Raw genomic sequence first — 26484 nt, forward strand, 5'->3', positions numbered from 1 at the left:
TTAAAACAAATTTAGAAAGTCTTTAAATGCTAGAGAGGAGAGACTTTAAACGTGCAATTAAAACGATTAGAAATCAAAGGGTTCAAATCCTTTGCTGACAAGACCGTCATCGATTTTACGGATGGCATCACGGCTGTGGTCGGGCCCAACGGCAGCGGAAAATCAAATATCATCGAAGCGATCCGCTGGGTCATGGGTGAACAGTCGGCCAAGACCCTGCGCGGCGGACGCATGCATGACATCATTTTTTCCGGGACCGATTCCCGTAAAGCCATCAACATCGCTGAAGTCACCCTGATCCTGGATAATTCGGACAGTTTCTTACCGATCGACTTTGAAGAAGTGAGTATCGGCCGCCGGCTCAACCGTAATGGGGACAGCGACTACTATATCAATAAAGAAAGCTGCCGGCTGAAAGATGTTGTGGATCTCTTCATGGATTCGGGCCTTGGGAAAGAGTCTTTTTCCATCATCAGCCAGGGGCAGGTCGAAGCGGTCTTCAACAGTAAAGCGGAAGACCGCCGAGCCATTTTTGAAGAAGCTGCCGGCGTGTTCAAGTACAAACTGCAGAAAGAAAAAGCGGAGCGCAAGCTCTTTGAGACCCAGGACAATCTGGACCGTGTTCAGGACATCTTGTATGAACTGAACGACCAGCTGGAGCCCTTGAAAAAGCAGAAAGACATCGCCCAGTCCTTTGTGTCACAGAAAGAAGAACTCACAGATCTGGACATCGCCTTATCTGTACTGAAGATCGATCAGTACGCCAGAGAACAGAAAGAAAACAAAGCGAAAATCGAAGCGCTGAATGAAGATCTTAGACGGGTACAGACGAAGCTCGACCGTGAGTCGACTGAACTGAAAGAGAAACGGGCAGCACTTCATGACATCGAAGACAAACGGGAGAAACTGCAGGCTGAGACCATCACCTCTGTTCAGCAGATCGAACGGACAGAAGCCCAGCTGCGTTTAGTCGAAGAAAAAGAGCGGCACCAGGATGCCTTCCTGTCTGAAAAACAGGGCAGTCTGAAAAAAGAAGAAACGCGTCTGGCTGCTTTGAATGACGAGTATGAATCACTGAAACAAGCCTATCAAAAACAGTCGGCACACGTCACGGATCTGAAAAATGATGTGAAGAAGTATGACGAGCGTCTGGCCCGTTTGATGGGGAACAAGGAAGAAGCCATCGAGGAGCTGCGCGGCGCGTACATCGATGCCATGCAGAACAAGACGTCTCTGAAAAACGAAGAGATGTATCTGGAACGTGAGCGCCAGCAGGCGACGATCAATGCTGAAAAGCATAAAACGTCTCTCAAAGACGTGTCACAGAAGCTGGATGAGGCCAGAACGTCTCATACAGAAAAAGAAGCGGCTCTTTTAGCGATAAAAACAGAGATCGATGAACTTTTAGAAACGTATACGTCTAAAAAAGCCCTGATGGACGACACACAGGGGTCCTTTAAGCAGAAAGCCGATCGACTGAACCAGTTGAACCATCAGCTGCAGCGGGCTCAGGCCAAACAGGCCAGTCTCAAGGAAATGCAGGAGAACTATGCCGGCTACTTTGCCGGAGTCAAGGCCGTTATGCGCGGCAAGGACAACCTTCAGGGGATCGTCGGGACCGTCGCAGATATGATGGATGTGCCGACGGACGTGACCGAAGCCATTGACGTGGTGTTGGGTGCGGCCAGTCAGTTCGTCATCGTGGAAGACGAGAAATCCGGACGTGACGCGATCTCTTATCTGAAAAACAAAAAAGCGGGGCGGGCGACCTTCCTGCCTTTGACGACGATCAAAAAACGTTTCGTCTCACCGCAGATGCGACAGAAAGCCCAGAATGTGGACGGCTTCATCGGGATCGCGAGCGACCTGATCCACTTTGACGACAAAGTCAGAAATGTGATGGAGAACCTGCTCGGTCAGACGATCGTTGCAAAAGACCTGCACTCAGCCAACGCCATTGCCAAGGCGCTGCGTTATTCTGTCCGTATCGTCAGTCTGGACGGTGACGTGATGAATGCCGGCGGTTCGATGACCGGGGGCGGGGGCAAGCGTTCGTCGAATGCTCATCTGTTCTCTCAGAAAAAAGAACAGAAAGCCTTGCGCATCGAAATCGATGAACTGGAAAAAACGATCAAACTGCGTGAAGACGAGAACCAAACGGACAGAGACACGATCGAGTCGTTAACGAAAGATCTTGAAGAGCTGCGGACCTCCGGCGAAGACAAACGCCTGGAAGAACGCCAGCTGGAACAGGTCGTTGAAAGCCTCTCAGAAACCGTGAACCGTCTGGAGCGCGAATGTAAAGGTCTGCGCTATGAACAGCAGGAAGCCGAAAAAGAAGAAACACAAGTCAATACAGACTTAAAAGAGGTCAAAGAGAAACGTGTGCGTGCAGAAAGCGACCTTGAACGACTCAAGCATGAACTGGATCAGCTGACCAATGAAAAAGAAGACAAACAGGTTCAGAAAGAACGTCTGGAACAGGAACGCGAGGAACTGAGCGAACAGTGGAATGCTGAGCGGGAGACCCTGGCATTTACGCGGTCCAAGCGCGAGAGTGTGGAAGCGCAGATCAGAGAGGTCGATCAGTCGATCGAGAACCTCAAAGCGGAACTCACGCAGCTGGAAGAAGGTGTCGAGCTGGAGTCGAAAGAAGACTTGGGCGAGAAGCTGGAGACGCTGCAGAAAGAAGCGGTAAAACTGAAAGCTCAAGAAAGCGACTTGAAAGAATCACACACGGACCTTGACGAAATGGTCAGTCAGCTGGACGAGTCCGTGTCGTATGCGATCGACTATAAAGCCGAACTTACGGATAAGAAGAATCAGCTGGATATTGCCCAGTCCCGTCTGGATGTGTCGATGGATCATCTGCTGGCGTACCTGTCAGAAGAATACACGACAAGCTACGAGGAAGCCAAAAGCATCCAGCCGGATGACATCGACGCTGAAGCAACACAAAAACGTGTCAAGCTCCTGAAGCGCGGGATCGAAGAACTTGGACCAGTCAATGTGGGGGCCATTGAAGAATATGAACGCGTGGCCGAACGCCATGACTTCTTAGCCGCCCAGCAGCAGGATCTTTTAGAAGCGAAAGAGAAATTGTATGATACGATGGATCAGATGGATTCAGAAGTGGAGCGTCGCTTTTACGAGACCTTCAGTCAGGTGAAAGAACAGTTCGCCCTCGTCTTCCCGCGCATGTTCGGCGGTGGGAAAGCGGAACTGCGCCTGACCGATCCGGATGACCTTCTGCATTCAGGGATCGAGATCATCGCCCAGCCACCCGGAAAAAGGCTGCAGTCACTGAGTCTGTTGTCCGGGGGCGAGCGGGCACTGACCGCCTTGTCGCTGCTCTTTGCGATCATCCAGGTCAAACCGATCCCATTCTGTATTTTAGATGAAGCGGAAGCGGCTCTGGATGAAGCCAACGTCACCCGTTTCGGCCGCTATCTGCATGAATTTGCGTCTGAGACCCAGTTCATCGTGATCACGCACCGTAAAGGGACGATGGAAGAAGCCGATTCGCTTTATGGCGTGACCATGCGCGAGAAAGGCGTGTCCCGTCTCGTTTCCGTGCACCTGCAGGATATCGAGGAAACAGTGACCCAATAACAAACTTTGGAGGATTTTATGTCTATCAAACTCGTTGCCATCGATCTGGATGGCACACTACTTAACAGTAATCATGACGTATCAGAAGAAAACAAAGCCGCCATCAGAAAGGCGAAAGCACAGGGCGTCAAAGTCGTTTTAGTCACAGGACGTCCGCTTAAAGCCATGCTGCATATCCTGGAAGACTGCGGGCTCACAGAAGCAGGTGATATCGCTCTGACGTATAACGGCGGGCTAGTCCAGTGGACCCAGACCGGCGAATCGATCCGTCAGATCACGTTCCCGAAAGAAGATGCCTTGGATATTTACAAGCTGAGTCAGGAACTGGCTTTGCCCTGCAACTTCATCGATCTGGATGTCGTGCACGCTCCGCCTTATCCGAAAGGGAAACCGTCCATGTATCCTGAAGTGATGCATGCTTTGCCGTTTGAACCGATCGATATGACGAATCTGCCGGAAGAGTTTCCGGTCAACAAGATCGTCTACTGCTGGCATCAGGAAGAGCTCGATGCCAAGATCAAAGAGATCCCCGATATCTACCGTGAGCGGTACAACTTGATCAAATCACGGCCGCAGCTTCTGGAATTCATGCCGAAATCGATCGATAAAGGCAAAGGCCTCGACCTTCTTTCTGAAATCTTAGGCATCGACGTGGCCGATATGATGGCCATCGGCGACCAGGAAAATGATTTGGCCATGGTCCTTCGTGCCGGTACCGGTGTAGCAATGGCGAACGCGATACCGCTCGTCAAGGATGCCGCACAGATCATCACGAAAACGAATGATGAACATGGTGTCGGTTATGCTATTGAGAAATATGTGTTAAACTGATTTTATTAAGACAAATCACTTCAAGATAAATAAGCTATAGAAAGAGTGGATCCACTATGGGATTATTTGACAAGATCAAATCAGCTTTTACTGGTGCAGATAAGAAAGAAGAACCGAAACAGCCGGAAGTCAAAGAAGAAAAAGTCAGTGAGGTTGCTGAGGTCACTGAGAAAGAAAAAGTCGAGAAAGTCACTGATATCAGTGAACAGTCCACGGCGAAGGACACGACGCTGGAACCGGACAGTGACCGCCGGGAAACCGAACAGTATGAAAAAGGACTTAAAAAGTCCCGCGTGAGCTTCACTAGACGTTTGAATGAACTGTTAGCCAACTTCCGTTATGAAGATGAAGAGTTCTTCGAAGAACTGGAAGACCTTCTGATCGAATCCGACGTCGGCTTTGAAGCAACCATGCATATCGCCGATACGCTGCGCTATGAATCCAAAGTGCAGAACGTACGCAGCATGAAAGACGCGGAACGCGTGATCGTTCAGACGATGGTGGATATGTACGGTGAAACCAATCCGGACCATCACTTCTTTAATGAAAACAAAGACGGCTTGACGGTCGTGCTCTTCGTTGGGGTCAACGGTGTCGGTAAAACGACCACGATCGCCAAAATGGCACATCAGTACATCGAAAAAGGGCAGAAAGTCGTGATGGCAGCCGGAGACACTTTCCGTGCCGGAGCGATCGAACAGCTCCATGTCTGGGGCGACCGCGTAGGCGCTGAAGTGGTGTCCACCCAACAGGGCGGCGATCCAGCGGCTGTTGTGTATGACGGGATCGAAACGGCCAGAAATTCCGGCGCAGATATCCTCCTCATCGATACGGCCGGACGTCTGCAGAACAAGAAAAATCTGATGAACGAACTGGAAAAAATGAAACGCGTCATTTCAAGAGAAATCCCGGATGCGCCGCATGAAACGCTACTCGTTTTAGATGCGACGACCGGACAGAACGCCTTGAATCAGGCCAAGATCTTTAAAGAGACCACTGATGTCACCGGCATCGTCCTGACGAAAATGGATGGCACGGCCAAAGGTGGGATCGTGCTGGCGATCGGGAAAGAATTGGGTATCCCGGTCAAATTCGTCGGCTTGGGTGAAACGATGAACGACTTGCACCCCTTCGACACGGAGAAATTCGCCTACGGATTATTCAAGGAACTGATCGAACAGACTGCCTGAAGGCTTTTGTGAACGCTTGGGCAGGGATAAAGGAGACGAAGGAACAATGGAACTGGAAAAAACATTACGGATGAACCGGCTGTTCTCGTTCTACCGTCCGCTGCTCACCAAGAAACAGCAGGAATACATGCAGCTTTACTACGGCGATGACTACTCACTCGGTGAGATCGCCGATGCCTTTTCTGTGAGCCGTCAAGCGGTGTACGACAACATCAAACGTTCAGAAACGATTCTGACGGATTATGAAAAGAAACTGCACTTAGTTTCCGACTTTGAGAAAAAGCAAAAAGCTGTAGAAGATTTAACTGATTATGTGAAAGAACATTATAATGAGGATTCTCAGCTGCTTGACTATATTCAGGCAGTCAGTTTAGAATCCATGAGAGAGGAATGAAGCACGTATGCCTTTTGAAGGATTAACCGGACGTCTGCAGGATGCCTTTTCCGGACTGCGTAAAAAAGGGAAAGTAACCGAAGCCGATGTCAAAGACGTCATGCGCGAAGTCAGACTCGCTTTACTTGAAGCCGACGTCAACTATAAAGTGGTAAGAAATTTCGTTAAAACCGTTCGTGAAAAATCACTCGGAGAAGAAGTGCTCGGGAGCCTGAATGGTGGACAGCAGGTCGTCAAGATCGTGAATGACGAGCTCACGGAACTGATGGGTGGCGAGCAGGAGAAAATCATCTTCGCTGAACCCGGACAAGGACCGACCGTCTACATGATGACCGGTCTTCAGGGTGCCGGTAAAACGACCACCGCCGGTAAACTGGCGAATTATTTACGTAAATACGAGAAGAAAAAACCGATGATGGTCGCGGCGGATATTTACCGCCCAGCTGCGATCGACCAGCTTCAGACCGTCGGACGCGACTTGGATATCCCCGTGTTCAGCATGGGCGACCAGGTCAGCCCGGTCGAAATCGCCAAGCGCGGTCTTGACGAAGCGAAAGCTGAAAACCGTGACGTCGTGATTATCGATACGGCCGGTCGTCTGCACATCGACGAAACCCTGATGGACGAACTGGAAGACGTCAAAGCGGCGGTCAACCCGCATGAGATTTTCCTGGTCGTTGATGCCATGACCGGTCAGGACGCCGTCAACGTGGCGGATTCCTTTAATGAACGTCTGAACATCACCAGTGTCATCCTGACGAAACTGGACGGGGACACACGCGGGGGTGCGGCGCTTTCGATCCGTTCCGTCACCAATAAACCGATCAAATTCACCGGTACCGGCGAGAAACTGGACGCTTTAGAACCGTTCTATCCGGACCGTATGGCCAACCGGATCCTGGGAATGGGCGATATCCTGACCCTGATCGAACGCGCCCAGCAGGAAGTCGATGAAGAACGCGCCGAAGAAATGGCCGCGAAGATGCGTGAGAACCGCTATGACTTCAACGACTTCATCGAACAGATGGACCAGATGCAGAACATGGGACCACTGGAAGACATCATCAAGATGATCCCCGGGATGAACAATCTACCGGGGATGGACCAGTTCGAAGTGGATCCCAAAGACATGGCGCACATGAAAGCGATCGTGATGTCCATGACCGAAGAAGAGCGCCAGAATCCGGATATCCTGTCACAGAAACGCCGACGCCGTATCGCTAAAGGGTCTGCGCGCGACATCGCGGAAGTCAACCGCCTGATCAAGCAGTTCAAACAGTCCAAAGACATGATGAGTAAGATGTCCAACGGCAAAATGGGCGGCATGGAAAAAATGCTCGGTAAGATGGGCGGCGGCAAAGGCAAGCTCGGTAAGATGGGCAAGATGGGCGGCGGCATGGGCGACCTGCTCGGTGGTCTTGGCGGCGGCGGAAACTCCGGCAGCAAGAAGAAAAAGAAAAAGAAAAAGAAGAAGAAGAAAATCGTCAAACGCAAGAAATAAAAAGTATGAAAAGGGAAGCAGGCGGGAATCCGCCTGCTTTTTCTATGCTTTAAGTTCTTTGGGATAGGAAGGATCAGGCGGCGGCCTGATCCAGACCTTATTCGACCTGGTCAGATTTATTCAGCGGTAAGTGCGTTTAATGCGCACTATATTCGGTTTACTCAAATTAGGATAACTTTGGGTTCGCCTAATGCGTGCCTCATTGGGTTCGCTCAACGCTACTTTACCCTGGGTACGTCGAATGAGCGCCTGATTGGGTTTGCTTAAATTATTTTTCTCGTGAGTACATTGAATGACCGACTCATTCAGCGTACTCACGCTTACTTTACCTTGAGCACGTCCAATAAGAGCCTCATTACGTTCACTCATTATATATTGCTTGTGAGTACGTCGAATGAATGTCTCATTAGGATTACTCGGGCCGTATTCTTTGTGAATACGTCTAATGAACGTCTCATTGGGTTCACTCAAACGATTTTCTTCGTGAGTACGTCTAATAAGTGCCGCAATGGCCGTGCTCACCAGAATTTCCTTTCCAGTACGTCGAATGAGTCTCACATTGGCATCGCTCAAACGAATTTCTTCGCGAGCACGACTAATGAGGACTTCATGCGAGAAAAAAGTAAAGTCCCGGATCATCCTGTTTATAAGCAGGATGATCCGGGGCTTTAAAATAATACGACTATTTTTTTAGAATAACATGTTGCCGCTGCCGTATGTTTCTCCCAGTGCTTCTTGAGCCAGCACGTTAAGGAAGTTCCATGGGCGGTTGAATGCCGGCTGGAAGAAGAAGTCAGCGAAAGCCAGCTGTTCCAGAGTCCATCCGGCTGTGATTGCCACAGACAAGGTATTGATAGCAGGGGTGATGTCATAGGTCGACATCAGCTGTCCGCCGACGATACGGTGGCTGTCTTTTTCAAAATGCACTTTCATGAGGACCGTTTCGTCATCTCCCATGAATTTGGGCCGCAGCCGTTCTTCCACATATTTGCTCGCGACTTCCGCTTTGACTGAGTCACTGTCGATGTCTTTGACACCTGTTGAAGCAAATTTACGAGAGAAAAGAGAGAGTCCAGACGTGCCGGCAACTTCAGGCATTTTCATTTTTTTGTCGCCCATATTCTTAGCAGCCACAACAGCCTGACGACGGGCGTTTGATGCCAGAGCGATCAGTTTGTCTCCGTGGGTAGGAGCGAAAGGTACTTTTGTCGCATCGCCGGCCGCAAAGATGTCTGTTTCAGATGTTTCCATATACTCGTCCACAACGACTGTACGATCATCGTTCAACTCCACAACACCGTCGAGCCAACTGGTGTTCGGCCGGACCCCGGCAGAAAGAATGACAGTATCCACCTCATATTCACCTTTGTCTGTAATAACTTTTTTCACTTTACCGTCTTCACCGACGATCTCCTTGACCATTTCACCTGTACGGACACTGATGCCCTGCTGGCGCATGTCTTCTTCCAAGATATCTGTAAATTCTTTGTCCAGATACGTTTTCAGCACGCGGTCCAGGGCATCGATAACGGTGACTTCGATACCGGCTTTAGCAAAGGCTTCAACGACTTCGATACCGATGTAGCCGGCGCCGACGACGACCGCTTTTTTAGACTCGTTCATGCGGGCTTTTATTTTCTCAGCCCAGTTACGTCCGCGAACATAAAAAGCATGCTCAAGGTCAGTACCCCGAATTGGCAGCTCGACAGGCTTGGCTCCAGGTGAGAGGAAGAGTTTGTCATAACTTTCCGTTGATTCGCCTTGTTCATTTTTAACCGTGATCGTTTTTTCGGCCGGATCGATTCCCACGACATCGCTGTTCATGTGAACGATGACGCCCTGGTCTTTGAATGATTGCTCAGTGGCATAGTGAAGCTGGTCAGCATGCTTACTGATGCCTTCCAGATAACTCTGGATCCCGCAAGACAGGAAAGAAGCGGTGGAGCCACGTTCATAAAGATGGACTTCCGCATCCGGGTGGTCCTTCAAGAGTGTCTCGGTCACTTCGTAACCGGCGTGTGATGTTCCTACTACGATATATTTCATAAAAAATTCCTCCTATGTGTGTGTTGTGTGGATTATGATATGTATAAAAACCACAACAGGGAACACTTTACCAGATTATAATCATTATAGATAATGATATGCTCAAGAAATGTTATCAGTGACAAAATTTCCATAAGATTACTGCAAAAAAATACAATAAAAATAAGCAGACCGGCATTCAGGTCTGCTTTGAGAGGTCTTGATTTTTTTATGCATCAAACACGATCAGAGTAATAATGTGAACCTCTAAATGAAAGAGCAGTCAGAGTCAAAATAGGTATTCAGGGCAGCGACTTTATAGAAACCCCCGTTACTCGTCACCTCTTTCGGTGTTCAGCCAGTTCTGTTCATCTTCGATCAGCTTCTTCAGCATGTCAAGGTCCTGCTGGGAGGCGTCTTCCGTGGTGGTCATCAAATGTTCCACGCGTTCAGGGGGCAGATCCAGCATTTTTTCCAGTTCGACCTGACTGAGCAGGCGTGTATTGATATAGTTTTCGACTCTGGCGGTATAGATGATCGATTCGATTTCTCGGTCGGATAACTCTTCGTCCACAGAGAATTCCAGCTTCAGCAGTTCTTTAAGTGATTCGATATCTAAAAGCACCCCAAGCCCTTTTGCGTACCCCTTGATCTGGCGCATGATAAAATCCTGGTCTTCGTATGGCATATGGCTCACTCCTTTAACTTCTCCTTTACTATACCATGATTATTGATCTCATCACGTAGAAAAGACTGAAAAGGGGAAGGGCAACCCTTCAAACTTTTCAGTCTCTTAATGATCATTTACTGTCTTAAATGATTCTTTTTTCTCATATATTCGTCTTCTGAGATATTTCCTTTCGCGTACTCTTCATCCAGAATATCTAAAGCTGAATGATTCCGTGAAATGGTGTTATGGTGAGTGTTGTGGCGCGTATTATCTTCTGAAACCTTTCTAAACAGCAAGTACAGAAAAACGATGATGAGCACGATCCAGAATAATCCACCTAACATCATACTGAATCCTCCTCCAAATAAGCCGTACATCGAATGCATCATGTCGCAGTCCTCCTAAAAATCTTTTACATTATTTAGTATAATAGCTGAATATGTAGATTTTATGGAGAAGCACTTTTCATTTTTTTATGAAAACTTCACCTGGTTTATGATATCTTAGAATAAAGTCTTTCGAAGAGGTGGCGGAAAATTATGTCCAATAAAAATTCAGTGCGGTTCGGTCTGAATGTCGCACTAACTGTATTCCTTGTATCGATCATTGTTCAAGAAACAGCCTTGGGAAGCCTGCCGTTTCTCTGGCGGTTACCGTTGATCGCACTCATGGCGTTCGGTCTTGGTTTTCTTTTAAGCAAAGTGATTCCGATAAAGTCTGAAGAGGATCTAAAAGAGTTCTGATTAGGTGAAAGGGTACAGCCCCGACAAATTTTACTCTGTAAAGAAAAAACACTTGACGAGCATTTCATTCCATGATAAGATTACTATCGTGAGTTTGAAAGAGAACTAAACTCAAGCAAAAGGGTCTTTAAAATGAAAAGAACGCCTTATCATCAAATCAACAGGAGGTGCAAGTATAATGGCAGTAAAAATCCGCATGAAACGTATGGGTTCAAAAAGAAATCCATTTTACCGTTTGGTAGTCGCTGATTCTCGTGCTCCACGTGATGGACGCATTATTGAACAAGTTGGAACTTACAACCCTGTATCAAAACCAGCTGAAGTTAAAGTTGACGAAGAACTCGTTATGAAATGGTTGAGAGATGGCGCTAAGCCTTCTGATACAGTTAAAAACTTATTATCAGAAAAAGGAATCATCAAACGATTCCACGACGAGAAATACAGCAAATAATCGTTCGAATTAAATGAATCACTTAAGAAGAAAAGGATGGAGCGCTAATAGTTATTACTGTTCCATGTCTTTTCTTCATTCTATATAGAGAGCATTTAAACAAAGGATGGTATTATGACTGATACAGAGATGAGAGAGTTAATCAGAACCATTGTCGAACCATTAGTGAGTCACCCTGAAGACGTTAAACTCGATTTAAAAGACACAGATGACTTTCACGAATATTTGTTATCTGTTCATTCAGAGGATGTCGGGCGTGTGATCGGGAAACGCGGACGTATTGCCAAGGCGATCCGTTCCATCGTTTACAGTATCCAGTTCGATGGACCTAAACGTGTCCGTCTGACGATCGTCGACTAGTCAATTGAACAGAAAAACGGGGATGGCTCTATGAGTTCATCCTTTTTTTGTATCGATATTGAATAAAAGGGAGGAAAACGATGGACTACTATGATGTTGGAAAAATCGTCAACACGCACGGGATCAAGGGGGAAGTCCGCGTGCTGTCGACCACGACCAATCCTGAAGAGCGTTATTATGAAGGAGCGCCTTTGATCTGGTTTGGTAAAAAGGGCGGGCAGGAAGAACTGACCGTTAAAACACACCGTACGCACAAGAACTTTGATCTGTTATCCTTTGAAGGGTACGGCAATGTCAACGAAGTGGAACATTTCGTCGGCGGGACCCTGCGCGTGAGTGAAGATATGCTTTTAGAACTGCCTGAGAACGAATTTTACATTCACGAAGTCGTCGGGAGTACCGTTATCGATGATGATTCCGGTGAAGAGATCGGCACGATCAAAGAGATCCTGTCGCCCGGCGCCAATGATGTCTGGGTGGTCAAGCGTCCGAACAAGAAAGACCTGCTGCTGCCTTATATCGAACCGGTGATCTTAGATGTGGATATCTTGAACCAGGTCGTTCGTGTCCATGTGATGGAAGGGTTGGACGAATGAAAATAGATGTCGTGACACTTTTTCCAGAAATGTTCGACGGGCCGCTCGGTCATTCGATCGTCAAGCGGGCCATCGAAAAAGATATCGTTGAAGTCAACAAAGTGAATTTCCGCCAGTTCGGCAAAGGGAAGCACCAGGTCGTTGACGATACGCCATATGGCGGGGGAGCCGGGATGCTCTTGAAACCGGAACCGCTGTTTGAAGCAATGGATTCAATCAACGAACGTGATCCTGAAACGAAAAAACGGGTCATTTTGATGGATCCGGCCGGTAAGCCGTTTAACCAGGCGATGGCCGAAGACTTTGCAGAAGAAGAGCATCTGGTCTTCCTCTGCGGGCATTATGAAGGCTATGACGAGCGTATCCGCACACTGGTGACAGATGAGGTCTCCTTAGGGGATTACGTCCTCACAGGGGGCGAGCTGGCTGCCATGGTCATGATCGATGCGACCGTCCGCCTGCTGCCTGAAGTTTTGGGCAATGCCGCTTCCGCTCAGACCGATTCGCATTCCAGCGGACTCCTTGAACATCCGCATTACACGCGGCCGGCTGAATACAAAGGCATGAAAGTCCCGGAAGTCCTGATGAACGGCAATCACGGGCTGATCGAGGCATGGCGCCACGAGGAATCCCTGAAGCGGACCTTTGAACGCCGTCCGGACATGCTGGAAGCTTATGACTTATCGGACAGGGATAAAGCCCTGATCGAAAAGTGGAAAAAGGAAGCAGACGAGACCGGCGAGCAAGTCAATCATACAGAGGATTTTTAGAGAAAGTAAGTAAAAGTCCTTTACACCTTATTGGTAGTATGGTAAAGTTAATAATTGAGTGGGCAACCACTTTTATTTTCGCAATATTCCGCTGGGACGTGCTCTTTATGAGTGTTGCGCGAGAGGAGATGTAAAGATGAATCAATTGATCGAAGATATCACAAAAGAACAATTACGTTCTGACTTACCGGACTTCCGTCCAGGAGACAGCGTAACTGTTCATGCGCGTATTGTTGAGGGTGAACGCGAACGTATTCAGCTTTTTGAAGGCGTCGTAATCAGCCGTCGTGGTAAAGGCATCAGCGAAATGTACACTGTCCGTAAGATTTCTGGCGGTGTCGGCGTTGAACGTACTTTCCCAGTACATTCCCCACGTGTTGCAAAAATTGTTGTCACGCGTCAAGGTCGTGTACGTCGTGCGAAGTTATACTACCTACGTAACCTACGTGGTAAAGCAGCTCGTATTCCAGAACGCGTACGTAAAAACAAATAGTATGCTATTGAAGCACCGGAACCTCTTTTACGAGGAACCGGTGTTTTTCTGTTGTCCGGAAAAAGAGGACAGCAGAGCTAAGATAGACGACTGAGAGCGGGCGCTCAGTCAGCCTTTTTCTCGCTCTTAGAGATGGTTAGGTTCAATTTAGTTAGAAGAGAAGCGTTCCGATGAAGCGATCGGAAATGACTGTAAGACCAACTGGACGAGCTGATGGTCCTCGAGCCGGTAAGCCCAGGGGATTGCCTACTAACTCGAGGGGAGAAAGCTGATCGAGATGGTGTGGATCGCCATTTGCCTACCATCTCACTAGATAAATGCTTATTGAGATGGTGTGCCTAGCTCAACGCTTACTTACTCAGTAGTATAATGGATCGCCAATTAGTAAGCTTTCATATTTCCGCACCATCTCGATGGAAAAGTCATCATTGAGATAGTAAGCCTAGAGCATAGTACACTAACTCAAACGACTAAGTACTAACCAGTTGGTAGGCCCGACGAATTGCTCACCATCTCAAAGTAGCTTTTACCTATGAAATGGTAAAGGAACAGTCAGCAGCATCATATTAATTCTGACTACTATTAAATGTGCTCCAAGAAGGGAGAGGCTGGGACTAATCTTAGTATGTTTGAGCTTTCGAATGATTAGCATAACCTTACTCCAAAAAACAGCCCCGCTGTCCACTTAACGAATAATACTCGATAACATGTAAAAAGCACCCCGCTCCGTTAAAACCGGAACGTGGTGCTTTACTGAATCTTTGATTATTGAGAAGACCAGGCTTTGGCGAATTTGTTTCCGAGGATACCACCCAGAACCATGACGACTAAGAAGACCCAGCCGGATAATGAGAACTGTGAGATCGGTGTATAAAGCGCACCGACATTACAGCCGTTTGCCAAGCGTGTGCCTAATCCCATGGACAAGCCGCCTAATGCAAACAGGAAGAATTGACGCAGGGATAAGTTCATTTCAGACATGAATGTCTCTTTAAATTTATTGGCTGTCAGAAGGAAAATCAATGTCCCGAGCAAGATTCCCATGTTCTGAGTGTTGATCGGATGACTGAAGAACGGCGCACTGTAGTGTTCGGGAGCACCGAGGGTAAAGTCGGCCAGAGCCTCTGCAGAAACACCAAACAGCATAAGAACTTTACCGAACCAGAAACCGTAAGGGGTAGAAGCACCCCAGCCTGAACCTGTCACACCCATCAGAAGTGCAAACACCAGCGCGATAACGACTGCGCCTTCTTTCAAAGTCCAGGGACGGATAAACAGACGGTTATATGTTTCGTTTGAGAATAAGCTGTAGTCTTTTGAGTCAAAGGTATCTGGTTCATCTTGCATAGCTTCCATAAAGTGAGTCGTGCCTAAGCCTTTACGTTTACGTGAACGTTCATACATGAAGCTGAAGAAGACGACCACACCGCACAATAGACCAGTCAGAACGACTGCTCCCAAGTAACCATTCATGCCGTCCCATTTAAATAAGTCAGGGAAGAACACGCCTCTTTCGAACGTGCTGGAGTTGAACCAGGTCGTTGTGACGAATTCACTGGAACGCTGGATCGGGAAACCTAAGAAAACACCCATGCCGAAAAATACCAGTGTCACTAACGCACGAGGTAAAGCCGTTACCAAGTCTGTTAAAACGCCTGAAGCGCAGCAGGCGGAAAAGGCCATTCCAAAGCCGAATAATAATCCTCCGGCAATCAAACCGAAGTTGATCGGGTTGATCCACAAACCAAAAGTGGTGGGATCTGAATTAAACAGAAAAGCTGTAGTGACCATTGTCGAAATGAAAAACAGGAACATGAGGGTACGCATCAACTTCGTGGACCCCGTGGTATACGCACGGTTCACACTTCCGGCGAAACCGGTGTAAGCGCGGGATAAAGCGTAACCCAGCGTCAGTCCCATGATCAGACGGAAAAACAGCATACCTGATCCCAGGAAATTGTAACCCATAAATAAAATAATGCCTAAAAACGCAAAGCCAAAAATCGGTTGAATCTTCGACTCTTTCTGTACTGGTTTTGACAGTAACATATTGAACTCTCCTTTTTGTATATGTGATTTATTTCACTATTATAATATAATAGGAACAGGACAAGTACAATAAATGATTTAGTTATAGATCCATTCTTTTAAGGAATACAAAAACAAACCACTTTATATTAGGTTTTTATTCAACATTCCGCATTTGATCACCTATGTTTTTTTATTTTTGCACACTAGAATATATTGTATTTTGCTGAACATAATGGCCGCTGCAACTCAACTAAAAGCGTGAGCACTTAACTTTTCCTCTAATACACTGAAAAAAGTAGTTTGCACAGCAATCTTTCCCTGACTGCTTTAAAATAACAGGGCAGTGTACTATACTCTTGGTATAACCATTACGTGTGTCAAAGAAGGAGGTGAATACATGATAAAGATCAGGAACTTTGTCGTAATCGGTCTTGCTGCAACAGCACTTTCCGGATGCTCAGCTGCAGATAACAGCGCAGAAGAGACGACTGACAGCGAAGTGCTACAGGCGACACTTACTGCTCAAGAGGAAATAATCGCTGCACAGGCTTCTAAGATCGAAGCATTGGAAAGTGAACTATATGAAAAAGAGGTAAAGATAGACAAACTTTCACGAGACTTTACATATCTCTCAGCTTTCAGTGCGTTAGAAGAAGAGGCTTATCAGCGGTTTCTGGAAACAGACGAAACGCGGCATCTCACAGATCTTTCACCAGAAAAAATCACGTTGCTGTACTATCATGCCATAACTGAGAATGATCTGGAAACACTCTACACATTAACCTACGATAACGGCTCGCTCCCGTCTTTCGATGGATTCAAACAGCTATATCTTGATTCAGACTATATGATGAGTGCCAAGGATTCGACAGTAAGGTATAGGAACTATGACTCCGTTCGGTCCAGGGATGATGATCGTACAGAGGAGTATGTGACTGTTGAAATCAAGGGGCATTTCAGAACCTATGGCTTTTCGACGCTCTATGGGTTGAAGAAAGAGGACGGCATCTGGAAAATGGATACCCTTGAACTGATGTGAGGACTTTAGTGAATCAGGGGCGAACACGTGTAGTTTGTGGGTGTATTTGCACTTATAGAGATCGTTATGGCCAACTCAGGAACAACAGCACAGATGAGCGGGTACTGGAAATGATTGGAATACTGACTCAGCAGACCAGCACTGATTGAGCTGGCAGGCCCAAGCTATTGCTTACACACCCATTGGATTGAAGCAGATCGAGATTGTAGGCCCAGCCTTTTGCTTACAATCTCATTAGATAAAAGCTAATTGAGCTGGTAGGCCTAACAGATTGCCTACCAGCTCTAAAGGATAGACATCCAGCAGCTGGTAAACCCGCCAAATTTCTTACCATCTCAATCGCACTCTCTCTTATCAGCTGGTAAAGGAATTCTAAAAATAAATACATGGCTCATTTCCACGAACCAAGTGTATCATGAAGGAAACAAGAGGCTGCTTCGCTCACCTGATTTTAATGAAATTAGCCTAGGATCGCTCTATTTATTCAGCATTATTAAAAACCATGAGTCAATCCCTCAAGTTGTCTATATTTAGTAAGCGTTTTATGTTATAATAATTTTTGTGTGGAACACAGACACGCGAAACTATAATTATTGGAGGATTTATATCATGAGCAAAATTACAGATAACTTTATGCACTTAGCGCAAGACAGAAAGATCCAATTCAAAATGAAAGACATTGAAACACCGATCCGTACTAAAGACGGCGAACAGGTAACACAGAAACAGATCGTATTCCAGACAGCTTTGCGCATCCAGGATAAGAAAGCTGTCGCATGTGGTGTGATCATTCATGAGTCAGATCAGCCGCGTGTAAACTACCAGATCACTTACAATAAAATCGGCCAGGTCACAGACCGCAACAAAATGCCTGAAATCACGACAGCATTGAACGAAATCAATGCCATGCGTTCCGGTTACTACCGTTTCGTAGTTTCAGGTGATGGTGAGATCATCATGCGTCACTTAGGAATCACAGGGGAAGACGCAAGCCCGATGATGGACGTCTTTGTTTACGGCGGACGTATTTTAAAAGCATTATTGCCACAGCTTGAAAAAATCGAAGGTGTAGACGTTTCTCAAGTCAAAGCTTAAGAGCGAAGGTGAGACAAGTGGAAGATCATTTGTTTGAAGCAACCGTTCATAATGAAGATGGGGTCGAAGGCACAGCCTACGTCGAAGGTGAAGGGAAGCTTAATGTGACAGTTTCCAGTCCGGTCAACGATCAGCCCGGAACGAATCCTGAAGAGTTGTTCGGTCTGGCTCTGACCACCTGTCTGAATGCGACGATCAAATCGTTACTTAAAGCACGTGGCCTGACGAATAAAAGCAAAGTCACGGCAAAAATCCAGCTCAGACGTGAAGACAGCGGTGCGGGATATTATTTCCAGGTATATGTCTTTGCGGCTATCGAAGGTCTGGAGCTGGACCGTGCCGATGCGATCGTTCAGTCGGCAGACAAGCGTTGTCCTGTGGCTAAACTGACACAGAATGCATCCACGATCACACTCAAAACGGTTCCTTATGAAAACTGATCAAAATGAAAGACACTGTAGACTAGTCTACAGTGTCTTTTTCAACTTTATATGGATGATTCGTGTCTTTCAACTTAAAACGGTTGATTACAAGGCGATCGGTTTCCCGCCGGTGATGCCGTAGATCTGTCCATTCACATAGCTGCCTTCGTCTGAGGCAAAGAAGACATAGAGGGGAGCCAGTTCGACTGGTTGAGCGGCACGTCCAAGTGGTGTATTCTGACCGAAAGTCGGGATATCTCCTGGCAGTTTACCATTGTCCAATTGAAGCGGCGTCCATACAGGGCCCGGTGCCACACCGTTCACGCGAATGCCTTTGGGGCCAAAGTACTGGGATAAGGTGACGGTAAAGTTACTGATCGAGCCTTTCGTGGCCGCGTAGTCCAGCAGACTTGTGCTTGGGTTGAAGGACTGGACAGATGTGGTCGTGATGATCGCACTTCCAGGTTCCAGATGTTTTTCAGCCGCTTTCACCGTTTCAAACATGCTGATGATATTGACTTTAAATGTATCGTTGACCTGTTTCATGGATAAGCTCTCCAGATTCGGCTGAGCGATCTGCTGCGCGGCATTCAGGACCAGAATGTCAAGCAGGCCGAAAGCCTCAACGGTTTTCTCTACGATTTCTGTCGCGGCATGATCGTCACGCAGGTCATAGGGAAGAAGCAGGGCTTTTCTTCCTTCTGTTTCAATGATCTCTTTGACATCGTTGGCATCTTTTTCTTCCCCTGGATAAAACTGTATGGCCACGTTGGCGCCTTCACGCGCATAAGCGATCGCTGCCGCACGTCCGATACCGGAATCGCCACCCGTGATCAGGGCATTGCGTCCTTCCAGCCGGTTGTAGCCTTTATACGATTTTTCTCCTGAATCCGGTTGAGGATCCATCTTATTCTGTAAAGCAGGAGTATCTTGTTCTTGATCAGGAAACTTCTCATTGTAATACTTCGTACGCGGATCAGTTAGTTTTCTCTCTGTCATTAACGTTCGACTCCTTTAATGATTTTGTGTCTGTCTAACTCAACAGACAGTTAAAGTGTATCAAGGGATCTTTTGTTTTTCTATTAAAATGACTCATCGAAGATTCACCCATATAAGAGGGGGGATCAGGTAGTTGCCTGATCCAGACCATATATTAGACTTCATCGAGCTGATTTTTTTGTGTGAGGTCCATACTCTTTTTATTGGCATCACTGAAGTTGCATTGTCTGCGGGTACGCTTAATGAGCTTCTCATTAGCAGTAGTCAAGTTATATTTGCCGTGAGCACGCTCAATGCGGCCCTCATTGGCAGTACTCACTCTATATTTGCCGTGAGCACGCTCAATGACCCGCTCATTGGCAGTACTCAAGCTATTTTTGTCGTGAGCACGCTCAATGTGGTCCTCATTGGCAGTACTCAAGCTATTTTTGTCGTGAGCACGCTCAATGCGGTCCTCATTGGCAGTAGTCAAGTTATATTTGTCGTGAGCACGCTCAATGCGGTCCTCATTGGCAGTACTCAAGTTATATTTGCCGTGAGCACGCTCAATGACCCGCTCATTGGCAGTACTCAAGCTATTTTTGTCGTGAGCACGCTCAATGACCCGCTCATTGGCAGTACTCAAGCTATTTTTGTCGTGAGCACGCTCAATGATCTGCTCATTGACATCACTCAAGGGATATTTGCCATGAGTACGTCCTAGTCTTGGCGGATAAAAAGTGAACAGCCTGATTATCCTTAAAATCGTAGTTGCTGAGGCAGTTTACATTCACAACAATAAACTAAAAACGGTTGAAACTTGAAAATCAACGATATATGGTTTATATTTAAGAAAAGAATAGAGAAAGGGGAGTACACAGTGGAACATCAGTCAAAAATCGCTTTGATTGCCGACATCATTGCGTCAAAGAAGATGAAAGAACGGGCACAGACCCAGCAGATCCTGTCAGATATACTCGATAAGATGAACGAGGAATTTTCAGAACAGATCGAGTCAAAACTCACCATCACACTGGGCGATGAATTCCAGGGTCTCGTCAGCAATATGGAAACGGCCTTCTTGCTTATTGACCGTATCACTTTAGCACTCCAGCTGACGACTCGAGAGCAGCTGGATGAGGAAATATCGCTCCGGTGGGGGATCGGTATAGGGGAGCTGATCACACCGATCAAAGATAAAGAAGTGAGTATCGGTGTCGACGGGCCGGCATACTGGCACGCCAGAGAAGCCATCGAATCCGTCCATGAAGATAACGACTACGGTCTGCTCAATGAAAAAATCAGGACAGAACACCCTGATGACCTTTTCCATAATAGCGTTATCCGACTTCAAAGTGTCATCCGCAACCAGTGGACCGCGACGCAAAAAGAGACGGTGTACTATGTATTGAAGGCCGGCGGCTACGGAGCAGTCAGTAATCAGCAGGTCACAGACGCCTTGAGAGACGGCCTTGGGAAGTCATTCAGCGCCCAGACCGTCAGCAAGCGTATCATCTCTACCCAGATCAAACAGTACATCCAGTCGCGCCAGCTGCTTGCCGATAAGATCGAAGAGGGGAGAACGGTGAAATGATCATTGAAACGCTGATCGCCCATGTCGTCAGTTACTTTTACTTTCAGCCAACCAGTACGGGGAAGGCAAAGGAAACTAACGCCGTTTCTCAATCGCTTCATTTCGTCTGGGGCGTGCTCTTTACGAGTGTGATCCTTTACGGCCTAAATGACGACAGTGACGGCTTCACCTTGAAGTGGCTCGTGATCGTCTCGGGTTTGCTTTTTGGATATATCTTATTCGAAAATAAAATCAAGCACCCGCTGAACTTCTTTTTCACGAGTAACTTGAGCAGTGAACATTCGCTGCATATGTTTTATGTGAAAAACAGGTCTATCGTCCAGTTCGTTATCCAGCAGATGCTCTATCTGCTCTGGATCTTCATATTGAATGAATTAGTGACTGTGAGTGATGATCCATGGATTCTAGTGGGGATCGGGCTACTCTTTCTCCTTATTTTTATGGTCAGTCTTTATGCACTGACCAGGAAAGAGTCCCGCAGTCACTATCCCTGGAACAGACTGCTCAAGCATGCGAGTACATACATCGTGTTAAGTGCTGTGACACTGATCCTTCTGCAGATTCTGTTGCAGGGGCTAGAGTTGCTCCAGCTTGCAACGTTTCCAGTCGGAGCGTTCGTCACACAGTCGCCGTATCGAATGCTCATTGCCTTAAATTTCGTGCTATTGTTGTTGATGAAGCCCACCAATCAGGTCATCCGGGCGGTCAGTTCCAAGTATGACCCGAAAAAAGATACAGCGCTGACGTCTCAGGCTGAACAGGACTCCGGTTTCAAAGGAGCCGGCGCCATGATCGGGAATCTCGAACGCCTGCTGATTTTGCTGTCGTTTTTCTTTGGTAGCCTCTTGTCTGTGGTCGCGATCTTGTCCATCAAAGCCTTCGCCCGATACAAGCTGATCGCCGAAGACCCGTACTTCTCTGAGTACTTCGTCATCGGGACCATGCTCAGTGTCCTGATCACCTTTGCGTGCTATGCACTGCTTGTTTTGCTGCTCCTATAATCAAGATGATGACAGGGTATCCATATAATTTCGTTATAAAGCCAAGAAGGAACAACCCGCGCCTCTAGTGAGGCGCGGGTTGAACAATTTTGTAGAGAAGTGTTCAGTCGTAAGGGTTCGTTGTCATGAGTACGACATTTAAAGCTCGAAAGTGTTCACTTGTGGATCAGCGATTCAGTGAGTGCGACATTTTGGAAGGATAAATGTTCACTCATGAAGAATTAAAAGCGTGGGTGATACATTTTAAGTACGAAAGTGTTCACTCGTGAACAGTCATGGCGTGGGTGATACATTTTGCCAACAAAAAGTGCTCGCTCATGATCTCTCAGCTACATGAGTGAACAGTTTACATGGAAAAACTGTTCACTCATGCGTCAGACTGGGGTGAGTGCGACATTACGCCAACAAAAGTGTTCACTCACTTATACCCGAAGACTGAGCCGACACCTCTTCACATAACCTTATCTCAGATACACAAAATCAAGACAAGTCGAACCAGTCCCTAAACAATGCTGCTGAAACGAGGCGCAGGCCTCGTTTCTTTCCTTATCCAAAGCTTTAAAGTGTGGAGATTGAAGGTATTCAATCTCTTCCTCTAGTCAAAGCGGGCTGAAATCATGTACAATGGTCCTATATGAAAAAATAATGAGAACACGAAGGAGATACGTATGGTCTTTAAGAAAATCGAATCACGGGACCTTCCAGATATCCATTCTGAAGGTCACTTATATGCACACGAAGAAACGGGGGCACAGGTGTTGTACCTGGCCAACGATGATACCAATAAATCCTTTACGATCGGCTTTAGAACACCGCCTTACAACGACAACGGTATCGCCCATATCCTCGAGCATTCCGTTCTGAACGGCTCACAAAAATATCCTTCCAAAGAACCGTTCGTTGAACTGATCAAAGGGTCACTCAACACCTTTGTCAACGCGATGACTTTCTCGGATAAAACCATTTACCCGGTCGCATCCACCAACGAGAAAGACTTCGGTCACCTGGTCGGGGTTTATTTAGACGCGGTCTTCCAGCCGAAATTGTATCAGGATCCGCAGATCCTTGCTCAGGAAGGCTGGCACCATCATCTGGAAAATGAAGAGGATGATCTCATTTATAAAGGGGTCGTTTACAACGAGATGAAAGGGGCTGCAGCTTCACCGGAGCGTCAGGTCTATGATCACGTTTCCAGTCAGCTGTATCCCAATACCACTTACAGCAAGAATTCAGGCGGCGACCCCAAAGAGATCCCGACCCTGACTCAGGAAGAATTCATTGCCTTCCACCAGATGTACTACCACCCAAGCAACTCCCTGACGATCGTCTACGGAGACCTGAATATTTCCGATGTGTTCGATCGACTGGAAGAGTACTTTAGTGGGATGGGCAGACAGGACGAAGCTGTCGACTTGTCCATCGAACCGTCCCGACCGAAAGAAGCGGTCTATTCCGATACGTATTCCATCACAGCAGGCGATGATCCGACCGGGAAAGACTACCTGGCACTCGGCTGGCATGGGGCCTTTCCGGATGAAACGCTGGACATCTTCGGCCTTGAAGTTCTGGAGGAGATCCTGTTCGGCAACAATCAGTCACCGCTTAAAAAAGCGCTCCTGGACGCAGAGATCGGTGGCGACATCAACAGCGATGTCTCAGATATCGGTTATCCGACCGCTTTCCTGATCATGGCGAAGTATTCCAGTGCCGACAAGATGCCTAAGTTCAAAGAAGTCGTTCAAGACACACTGAAGGATTTAGTCAAGAACGGCATCAACAAAGACCTGATCCAGGCAGCCCTGAACAAAATCACTTTCCAGACACGCGAAGCGGCGATATCAGAAGACAACCCGCGCGGGGTCATTTACGCCATCCAGACGCTGAACACCTGGCTGTACGACAAGGACCCGTTCGTGAACCTGCAGTTCAACCATTACCTGGAAGAACTGGCTGAAAAAGCGGACGAGGGCTACTTTGAAGAGCTGATCCAGCGCAAACTGATCGATAACGCCATCTTCACGCAAGTCATATTGAAAGCCGAACCCGGCAAGAGCGACAAGCAGGAAGCCGAGACACTCAAGCAGCTTCAGGAATATAAGGCTAATATAACAGAAGACGAACGTCAGACGATCATCAAAGAGACACGTGCTTTGATCGCGCGTCAGGAAACCCCGGACCGTCCGGAAGATCTGGCGAAGATCCCGACACTTAAACGCGAGGATCTGACGACGGACGAGCAGGACTATCCGATCGATGAAGAAGTGTTCGGCGAAGACACCAGTTTCTATCATGCGGATCAGTTCACGTCGGGCATCGACTACATCGACCTGTATTTCGACATCCAAGACTTTGAAGCGGACGAGTATGTCCTTCTAGGCTATTTCAGCCATCTCTTAGGTAAACTGGCCACGGAGAACTACGATGAAGCGGCGCTGCAGACGGAAATGGATACCCACACAGGCGGCATTTACGGCAGCATGTCTGTTTATGAAGATATCGAAGGGAACATCAAACCGTTCTTCAAAGTCAGCGGGAAAGCTCTGGCAGCTGCTTTAGATGACTTGGTTGGTTTAATGAAAGAGATCTCCCTGCATACTCAGTTCGACAACAAAGCGGAACTCTTGAAGATCACCCAGCGACTGATCTCCAACTTTGAAAACAAGATAAACTTCGGTTCACACGCGATCGTCGCGAACCGGGCCTTGAGCCAAGTGAAACCGACTGCCAAACTGAGTGAACGCATTGGCGGCGTCGACCAGTTCAATTATCTCAAATCTGTTCGCGATGAACTGAAAACAGATTCCACTGATCTGACAGACAGCCTGACTCAGTTACTAGCTAAACTGATGAACAAACGCCGCTTGAATGTGCTTTATACCGGCGGAGCGGACCGCAAGAACACGGTCAAAGAAGCGCTGAAAGCAGCCTTTTCTTCCTTTCCGAATGACCCCCTTGGCGACAAAGCCATGTACCAGCCTGGACCCAAGCAAAATGAAGCCTATGTGACAGCACAAGACGTGAACTATGTCGGTTTGGGAAGTGACGCCACCGGAACGCTCGACTACTCGGGGCCCTCGCAAGTCCTGTCGACGGCTTTCCGTTTTGACTACCTGTGGAATGCCATTCGTGTCAAAGGCGGGGCATACGGCTCCCTTTACCGTCATACACGCAACGGCAGTGTGGCGCTGGGATCTTACCGTGATCCGAACATCAGTAAGACACTGAACGTGTATAAAGAAATCCCGGACTACGTCAAAGGACTGGAACTTTCCGAGTCTGAACTGCTGAAATATATCATCGGGTCACTCAGCCCGCTGGAGCAGCCGAAATCAGCTCACAGCAAGGGACTCACTGCTTTCAATCGACTGCAGCGTAATATCACAAAGGACGATATCGTCAAGCTGAAAAAAGAGATTTTAGCGACCGATTCAGACAAACTGTCAGCCCTGCACGAAGACTTCCGCACAGTCATCGACTCAGGTTCTGTGGTCGTCATCGGGAACAAGACGCAGATCGAAAACGAAAAAGAGCTGTTCGATGAAGTGTACGACCTTTACTGATCAGCTCGATCAGAACAAAACTAGAACCGGACCAGCAGCGTATAATCGCTGCTGGTCTGGTTTTTTCATCCTCAATAGCTATCCTTTGCATCTCCAAAAAGCCGCGCTGTATACTGAGCGTGTAGATCACTGAGGAAGAAATAGATTGTCACTAGGACTATAACTAAAGAGGAGGGATAAAGCGTGAATACACTCGTTGCCGTTTCTATCGTGCCCATCGGAACAGAGGAAGCACTGGCCCCGCATGTGTCAAAATCCATCAAGATCATCAGAGACTCCGGCCTGCCCAATAAAACGACCTCGATGTTTACAGAAATCGAAGGCCCCTGGGATGAGGTAATGAACGTCGTCAAAGACGCTGTGATGGTCCTGGCTGATGAAGGGATCCGAACGGAAGTCGTTCTGAAAGGCGATATTCGTCCCGGACGTGAGAACGCCATGGAAGAGAAAGTCCAGGAGATCGAAGACAGGCTGGGTCAGTAAACCAATAGAAAACTCGAAGAGGTGTCCGCTCCAGGATAAAGGAGGGGACACCTTTTTTCGTACAGAAACATCCGTTCGGCAGTCGGTTTTTTCTCTTTTAGTCGCGCGCGCATTGAAAATGCCTTCATTGATACCTATAATGAATAAAGATAGACTAAAAAACATAGCCATACAGGAGGGATGACATGAATAAAAGCAAACGCGCGGTGATTGCCCTGTTGTTTCTCTGTTCGATCCTGTTCCTGACCCAGCCGGATAAGGACGATATCTATGACTGGCTGGAACACGAGCAAGGCATCACTCAAAGAGATGACTCGAACGAAGCGATCGCCTTTGGTTTATTCAAAAAAGACGGGAAACAGATCCAGGAGATGTTCAGTCACTACAGAAATACGGGTCTCTTTGCAAGCGAGGAAAAAGTTTTTTATGATGAAAACGGCGAGTCGTTCACCATCCGGGTCTTCGGTATTGCCGGCCAGCTTTTTTTAATGGAAGAAGGACCGGTCTGGGACTGGCTGAATAATTAAGTCAGTTTGCCGCGTTTTGAAGGACCTCAGGCTTGCTTTCCTGTACGAGTTTCGAGAACAGCGTAGTATTATCGGTACTCAAGTACTGCTCATTGTTCGACTTTAGGGAATGATGCCG

At 47.4% G+C, this 26484-nt stretch carries 27 protein-coding genes; 21 read left to right on the top strand and 6 right to left on the bottom strand.

Annotation, left to right across the window (positions count from 1 at the left end):
* Positions 1–51 precede the first annotated feature (51 nt).
* From smc to ffh, 5 genes are read left to right on the top strand one after another with little or no spacing between them, the layout of a single operon-like run.
* A complete protein-coding gene (smc, locus tag BM049_RS07905; protein WP_091530253.1) occupies positions 52–3612 on the top strand; it encodes a chromosome segregation protein SMC in 3561 nt (1186 codons plus the stop codon).
* An 18-nt stretch (positions 3613–3630) separates the two neighbouring features.
* Entirely contained in the window at positions 3631–4443 is an 813-nt protein-coding gene (locus tag BM049_RS07910; RefSeq protein ID WP_091530255.1) for a Cof-type HAD-IIB family hydrolase, read from the top strand.
* Between the two features lie 56 nt (positions 4444–4499).
* Entirely contained in the window at positions 4500–5633 is a 1134-nt protein-coding gene (gene ftsY / locus BM049_RS07915; protein ID WP_091530258.1) for a signal recognition particle-docking protein FtsY, read from the top strand.
* 46 nt (positions 5634–5679) lie between these two features.
* A complete protein-coding gene (locus BM049_RS07920) occupies positions 5680–6027 on the top strand; it encodes a putative DNA-binding protein (RefSeq protein ID WP_091530260.1) in 348 nt (115 codons plus the stop codon).
* A gap of 7 nt (positions 6028–6034) precedes the next feature.
* Positions 6035–7528, top strand: coding sequence for a signal recognition particle protein (ffh, locus tag BM049_RS07925; RefSeq protein WP_091530262.1), 1494 nt, complete (start codon positions 6035–6037; stop codon positions 7526–7528).
* A 120-nt stretch (positions 7529–7648) separates the two neighbouring features.
* Here the strand turns inward: ffh and BM049_RS11835 are convergent, their stop codons facing one another.
* A complete protein-coding gene (locus tag BM049_RS11835; protein WP_177188647.1) occupies positions 7649–7897 on the bottom strand; it encodes a hypothetical protein in 249 nt (82 codons plus the stop codon).
* 63 nt (positions 7898–7960) lie between these two features.
* Between BM049_RS11835 and BM049_RS11840 the strand changes: the two genes are divergently transcribed.
* Entirely contained in the window at positions 7961–8200 is a 240-nt protein-coding gene (locus BM049_RS11840) for a hypothetical protein (protein WP_177188648.1), read from the top strand.
* 18 nt (positions 8201–8218) lie between these two features.
* Here the strand turns inward: BM049_RS11840 and BM049_RS07935 are convergent, their stop codons facing one another.
* From BM049_RS07935 to BM049_RS07945, 3 genes are all read right to left on the bottom strand, one after another.
* Entirely contained in the window at positions 8219–9574 is a 1356-nt protein-coding gene (locus BM049_RS07935; RefSeq protein ID WP_091530266.1) for an FAD-dependent oxidoreductase, read from the bottom strand.
* A 310-nt stretch (positions 9575–9884) separates the two neighbouring features.
* Positions 9885–10241 carry a hypothetical protein gene (locus tag BM049_RS07940; protein WP_091530267.1) on the bottom strand — a complete coding sequence of 119 codons (357 nt, stop codon included), beginning with the start codon at positions 10239–10241 and terminating at the stop codon, positions 9885–9887.
* A gap of 116 nt (positions 10242–10357) precedes the next feature.
* Positions 10358–10612 carry an SHOCT domain-containing protein gene (locus BM049_RS07945; RefSeq protein ID WP_091530269.1) on the bottom strand — a complete coding sequence of 85 codons (255 nt, stop codon included), beginning with the start codon at positions 10610–10612 and terminating at the stop codon, positions 10358–10360.
* A 150-nt stretch (positions 10613–10762) separates the two neighbouring features.
* Between BM049_RS07945 and BM049_RS07950 the strand changes: the two genes are divergently transcribed.
* From BM049_RS07950 to rplS, 6 genes are all read left to right on the top strand, one after another.
* Complete coding sequence (locus tag BM049_RS07950) at positions 10763–10966, top strand: hypothetical protein (RefSeq protein ID WP_091530271.1); 204 nt, start codon at positions 10763–10765, stop codon at positions 10964–10966.
* A 178-nt stretch (positions 10967–11144) separates the two neighbouring features.
* On the top strand, positions 11145–11417 hold the full coding sequence (gene rpsP / locus BM049_RS07955) for a 30S ribosomal protein S16 (protein WP_091487555.1): 273 nt from the start codon (positions 11145–11147) through the stop codon (positions 11415–11417).
* A 114-nt stretch (positions 11418–11531) separates the two neighbouring features.
* The gene (locus tag BM049_RS07960; RefSeq protein WP_091530273.1) at positions 11532–11777 is read left to right on the top strand and encodes a KH domain-containing protein; all 246 of its coding nucleotides are present in this window, start codon (positions 11532–11534) and stop codon (positions 11775–11777) included.
* An 80-nt stretch (positions 11778–11857) separates the two neighbouring features.
* Positions 11858–12373 (top strand): ribosome maturation factor RimM, encoded by a 516-nt coding sequence (rimM, locus tag BM049_RS07965; protein ID WP_091530275.1) that lies wholly within the window; start codon positions 11858–11860, stop codon positions 12371–12373.
* On the top strand, positions 12370–13143 hold the full coding sequence (trmD, locus tag BM049_RS07970) for a tRNA (guanosine(37)-N1)-methyltransferase TrmD (RefSeq protein WP_091530278.1): 774 nt from the start codon (positions 12370–12372) through the stop codon (positions 13141–13143). Before rimM ends, trmD begins: the two co-directional genes overlap by 4 nt.
* 136 nt (positions 13144–13279) lie before the next feature.
* Positions 13280–13636 (top strand): 50S ribosomal protein L19, encoded by a 357-nt coding sequence (gene rplS / locus BM049_RS07975; protein ID WP_091530280.1) that lies wholly within the window; start codon positions 13280–13282, stop codon positions 13634–13636.
* A gap of 765 nt (positions 13637–14401) precedes the next feature.
* Here the strand turns inward: rplS and BM049_RS07980 are convergent.
* Positions 14402–15685 (bottom strand): YeeE/YedE family protein, encoded by a 1284-nt coding sequence (locus BM049_RS07980; protein WP_091530283.1) that lies wholly within the window; start codon positions 15683–15685, stop codon positions 14402–14404.
* Positions 15686–16064: 379 nt separating this feature from the next.
* Between BM049_RS07980 and BM049_RS07985 the strand changes: the two genes are divergently transcribed.
* The 3 genes from BM049_RS07985 to BM049_RS07995 all read left to right on the top strand — a co-directional run bounded on the left by BM049_RS07985 (position 16065) and on the right by BM049_RS07995 (position 18241).
* The gene (locus BM049_RS07985; RefSeq protein WP_091530285.1) at positions 16065–16706 is read left to right on the top strand and encodes a hypothetical protein; all 642 of its coding nucleotides are present in this window, start codon (positions 16065–16067) and stop codon (positions 16704–16706) included.
* 609 nt (positions 16707–17315) lie between these two features.
* Entirely contained in the window at positions 17316–17801 is a 486-nt protein-coding gene (locus tag BM049_RS07990; RefSeq protein ID WP_091530287.1) for a hypothetical protein, read from the top strand.
* 17 nt (positions 17802–17818) lie between these two features.
* Positions 17819–18241 (top strand): OsmC family protein, encoded by a 423-nt coding sequence (locus BM049_RS07995; RefSeq protein WP_091530290.1) that lies wholly within the window; start codon positions 17819–17821, stop codon positions 18239–18241.
* Positions 18242–18328: 87 nt separating this feature from the next.
* Here the strand turns inward: BM049_RS07995 and BM049_RS08000 are convergent, their stop codons facing one another.
* Entirely contained in the window at positions 18329–19222 is an 894-nt protein-coding gene (locus tag BM049_RS08000; protein ID WP_091530292.1) for an SDR family oxidoreductase, read from the bottom strand.
* Between the two features lie 133 nt (positions 19223–19355).
* On the opposite strand from BM049_RS08000, the gene BM049_RS08005 reads away from it, so the two are divergent.
* The 6 genes from BM049_RS08005 (at position 19356) to BM049_RS08030 (ending at position 26366) form a co-directional block, all read left to right on the top strand.
* Complete coding sequence (locus BM049_RS08005) at positions 19356–19925, top strand: hypothetical protein (RefSeq protein WP_091530295.1); 570 nt, start codon at positions 19356–19358, stop codon at positions 19923–19925.
* A gap of 156 nt (positions 19926–20081) precedes the next feature.
* Entirely contained in the window at positions 20082–20795 is a 714-nt protein-coding gene (locus tag BM049_RS08010; protein WP_091530297.1) for a SatD family protein, read from the top strand.
* Positions 20792–21796, top strand: a complete 1005-nt coding sequence (locus BM049_RS08015; protein WP_091530299.1) for a hypothetical protein — start codon at positions 20792–20794, stop codon at positions 21794–21796. The genes BM049_RS08010 and BM049_RS08015 overlap by 4 nt, the downstream gene beginning before the upstream one ends.
* Positions 21797–22464: 668 nt before the next feature.
* Complete coding sequence (locus tag BM049_RS08020) at positions 22465–25356, top strand: insulinase family protein (protein ID WP_091530301.1); 2892 nt, start codon at positions 22465–22467, stop codon at positions 25354–25356.
* A gap of 183 nt (positions 25357–25539) precedes the next feature.
* Entirely contained in the window at positions 25540–25839 is a 300-nt protein-coding gene (locus tag BM049_RS08025; RefSeq protein ID WP_091530303.1) for an MTH1187 family thiamine-binding protein, read from the top strand.
* Between the two features lie 185 nt (positions 25840–26024).
* Positions 26025–26366 (top strand): hypothetical protein, encoded by a 342-nt coding sequence (locus BM049_RS08030; protein WP_091530307.1) that lies wholly within the window; start codon positions 26025–26027, stop codon positions 26364–26366.
* The last annotated feature ends 118 nt before the right edge of the window (positions 26367–26484 follow it).

The sequence above is a fragment of the Alkalibacterium subtropicum genome, from assembly GCF_900112455.1.
In the GTDB taxonomy this organism is placed as follows: domain Bacteria; phylum Bacillota; class Bacilli; order Lactobacillales; family Carnobacteriaceae_A; genus Alkalibacterium; species Alkalibacterium subtropicum.

What these genes read in the sequence shown, in the direction of transcription:
- BM049_RS07910 (WP_091530255.1), top strand. Translation starts at nt 3,631, where the DNA reads ATGTCTATCAAACTCGTTGCCATCGATCTGGATGGCACACTACTTAAC.
- ftsY (WP_091530258.1), top strand. Translation starts at nt 4,500, where the DNA reads ATGGGATTATTTGACAAGATCAAATCAGCTTTTACTGGTGCAGATAAG.
- BM049_RS07920 (WP_091530260.1), top strand. Translation starts at nt 5,680, where the DNA reads ATGGAACTGGAAAAAACATTACGGATGAACCGGCTGTTCTCGTTCTAC.
- ffh (WP_091530262.1), top strand. Translation starts at nt 6,035, where the DNA reads ATGCCTTTTGAAGGATTAACCGGACGTCTGCAGGATGCCTTTTCCGGA.
- BM049_RS11835 (WP_177188647.1), bottom strand. Translation starts at nt 7,897, where the DNA reads ATGAGTGAACGTAATGAGGCTCTTATTGGACGTGCTCAAGGTAAAGTA.
- BM049_RS07935 (WP_091530266.1), bottom strand. Translation starts at nt 9,574, where the DNA reads ATGAAATATATCGTAGTAGGAACATCACACGCCGGTTACGAAGTGACC.
- BM049_RS07940 (WP_091530267.1), bottom strand. Translation starts at nt 10,241, where the DNA reads ATGCCATACGAAGACCAGGATTTTATCATGCGCCAGATCAAGGGGTAC.
- BM049_RS07945 (WP_091530269.1), bottom strand. Translation starts at nt 10,612, where the DNA reads ATGATGCATTCGATGTACGGCTTATTTGGAGGAGGATTCAGTATGATG.
- BM049_RS07950 (WP_091530271.1), top strand. Translation starts at nt 10,763, where the DNA reads ATGTCCAATAAAAATTCAGTGCGGTTCGGTCTGAATGTCGCACTAACT.
- rpsP (WP_091487555.1), top strand. Translation starts at nt 11,145, where the DNA reads ATGGCAGTAAAAATCCGCATGAAACGTATGGGTTCAAAAAGAAATCCA.
- BM049_RS07960 (WP_091530273.1), top strand. Translation starts at nt 11,532, where the DNA reads ATGACTGATACAGAGATGAGAGAGTTAATCAGAACCATTGTCGAACCA.
- rimM (WP_091530275.1), top strand. Translation starts at nt 11,858, where the DNA reads ATGGACTACTATGATGTTGGAAAAATCGTCAACACGCACGGGATCAAG.
- trmD (WP_091530278.1), top strand. Translation starts at nt 12,370, where the DNA reads ATGAAAATAGATGTCGTGACACTTTTTCCAGAAATGTTCGACGGGCCG.
- rplS (WP_091530280.1), top strand. Translation starts at nt 13,280, where the DNA reads ATGAATCAATTGATCGAAGATATCACAAAAGAACAATTACGTTCTGAC.
- BM049_RS07980 (WP_091530283.1), bottom strand. Translation starts at nt 15,685, where the DNA reads ATGTTACTGTCAAAACCAGTACAGAAAGAGTCGAAGATTCAACCGATT.
- BM049_RS07985 (WP_091530285.1), top strand. Translation starts at nt 16,065, where the DNA reads ATGATAAAGATCAGGAACTTTGTCGTAATCGGTCTTGCTGCAACAGCA.
- BM049_RS07990 (WP_091530287.1), top strand. Translation starts at nt 17,316, where the DNA reads ATGAGCAAAATTACAGATAACTTTATGCACTTAGCGCAAGACAGAAAG.
- BM049_RS08000 (WP_091530292.1), bottom strand. Translation starts at nt 19,222, where the DNA reads ATGACAGAGAGAAAACTAACTGATCCGCGTACGAAGTATTACAATGAG.
- BM049_RS08015 (WP_091530299.1), top strand. Translation starts at nt 20,792, where the DNA reads ATGATCATTGAAACGCTGATCGCCCATGTCGTCAGTTACTTTTACTTT.
- BM049_RS08020 (WP_091530301.1), top strand. Translation starts at nt 22,465, where the DNA reads ATGGTCTTTAAGAAAATCGAATCACGGGACCTTCCAGATATCCATTCT.
- BM049_RS08030 (WP_091530307.1), top strand. Translation starts at nt 26,025, where the DNA reads ATGAATAAAAGCAAACGCGCGGTGATTGCCCTGTTGTTTCTCTGTTCG.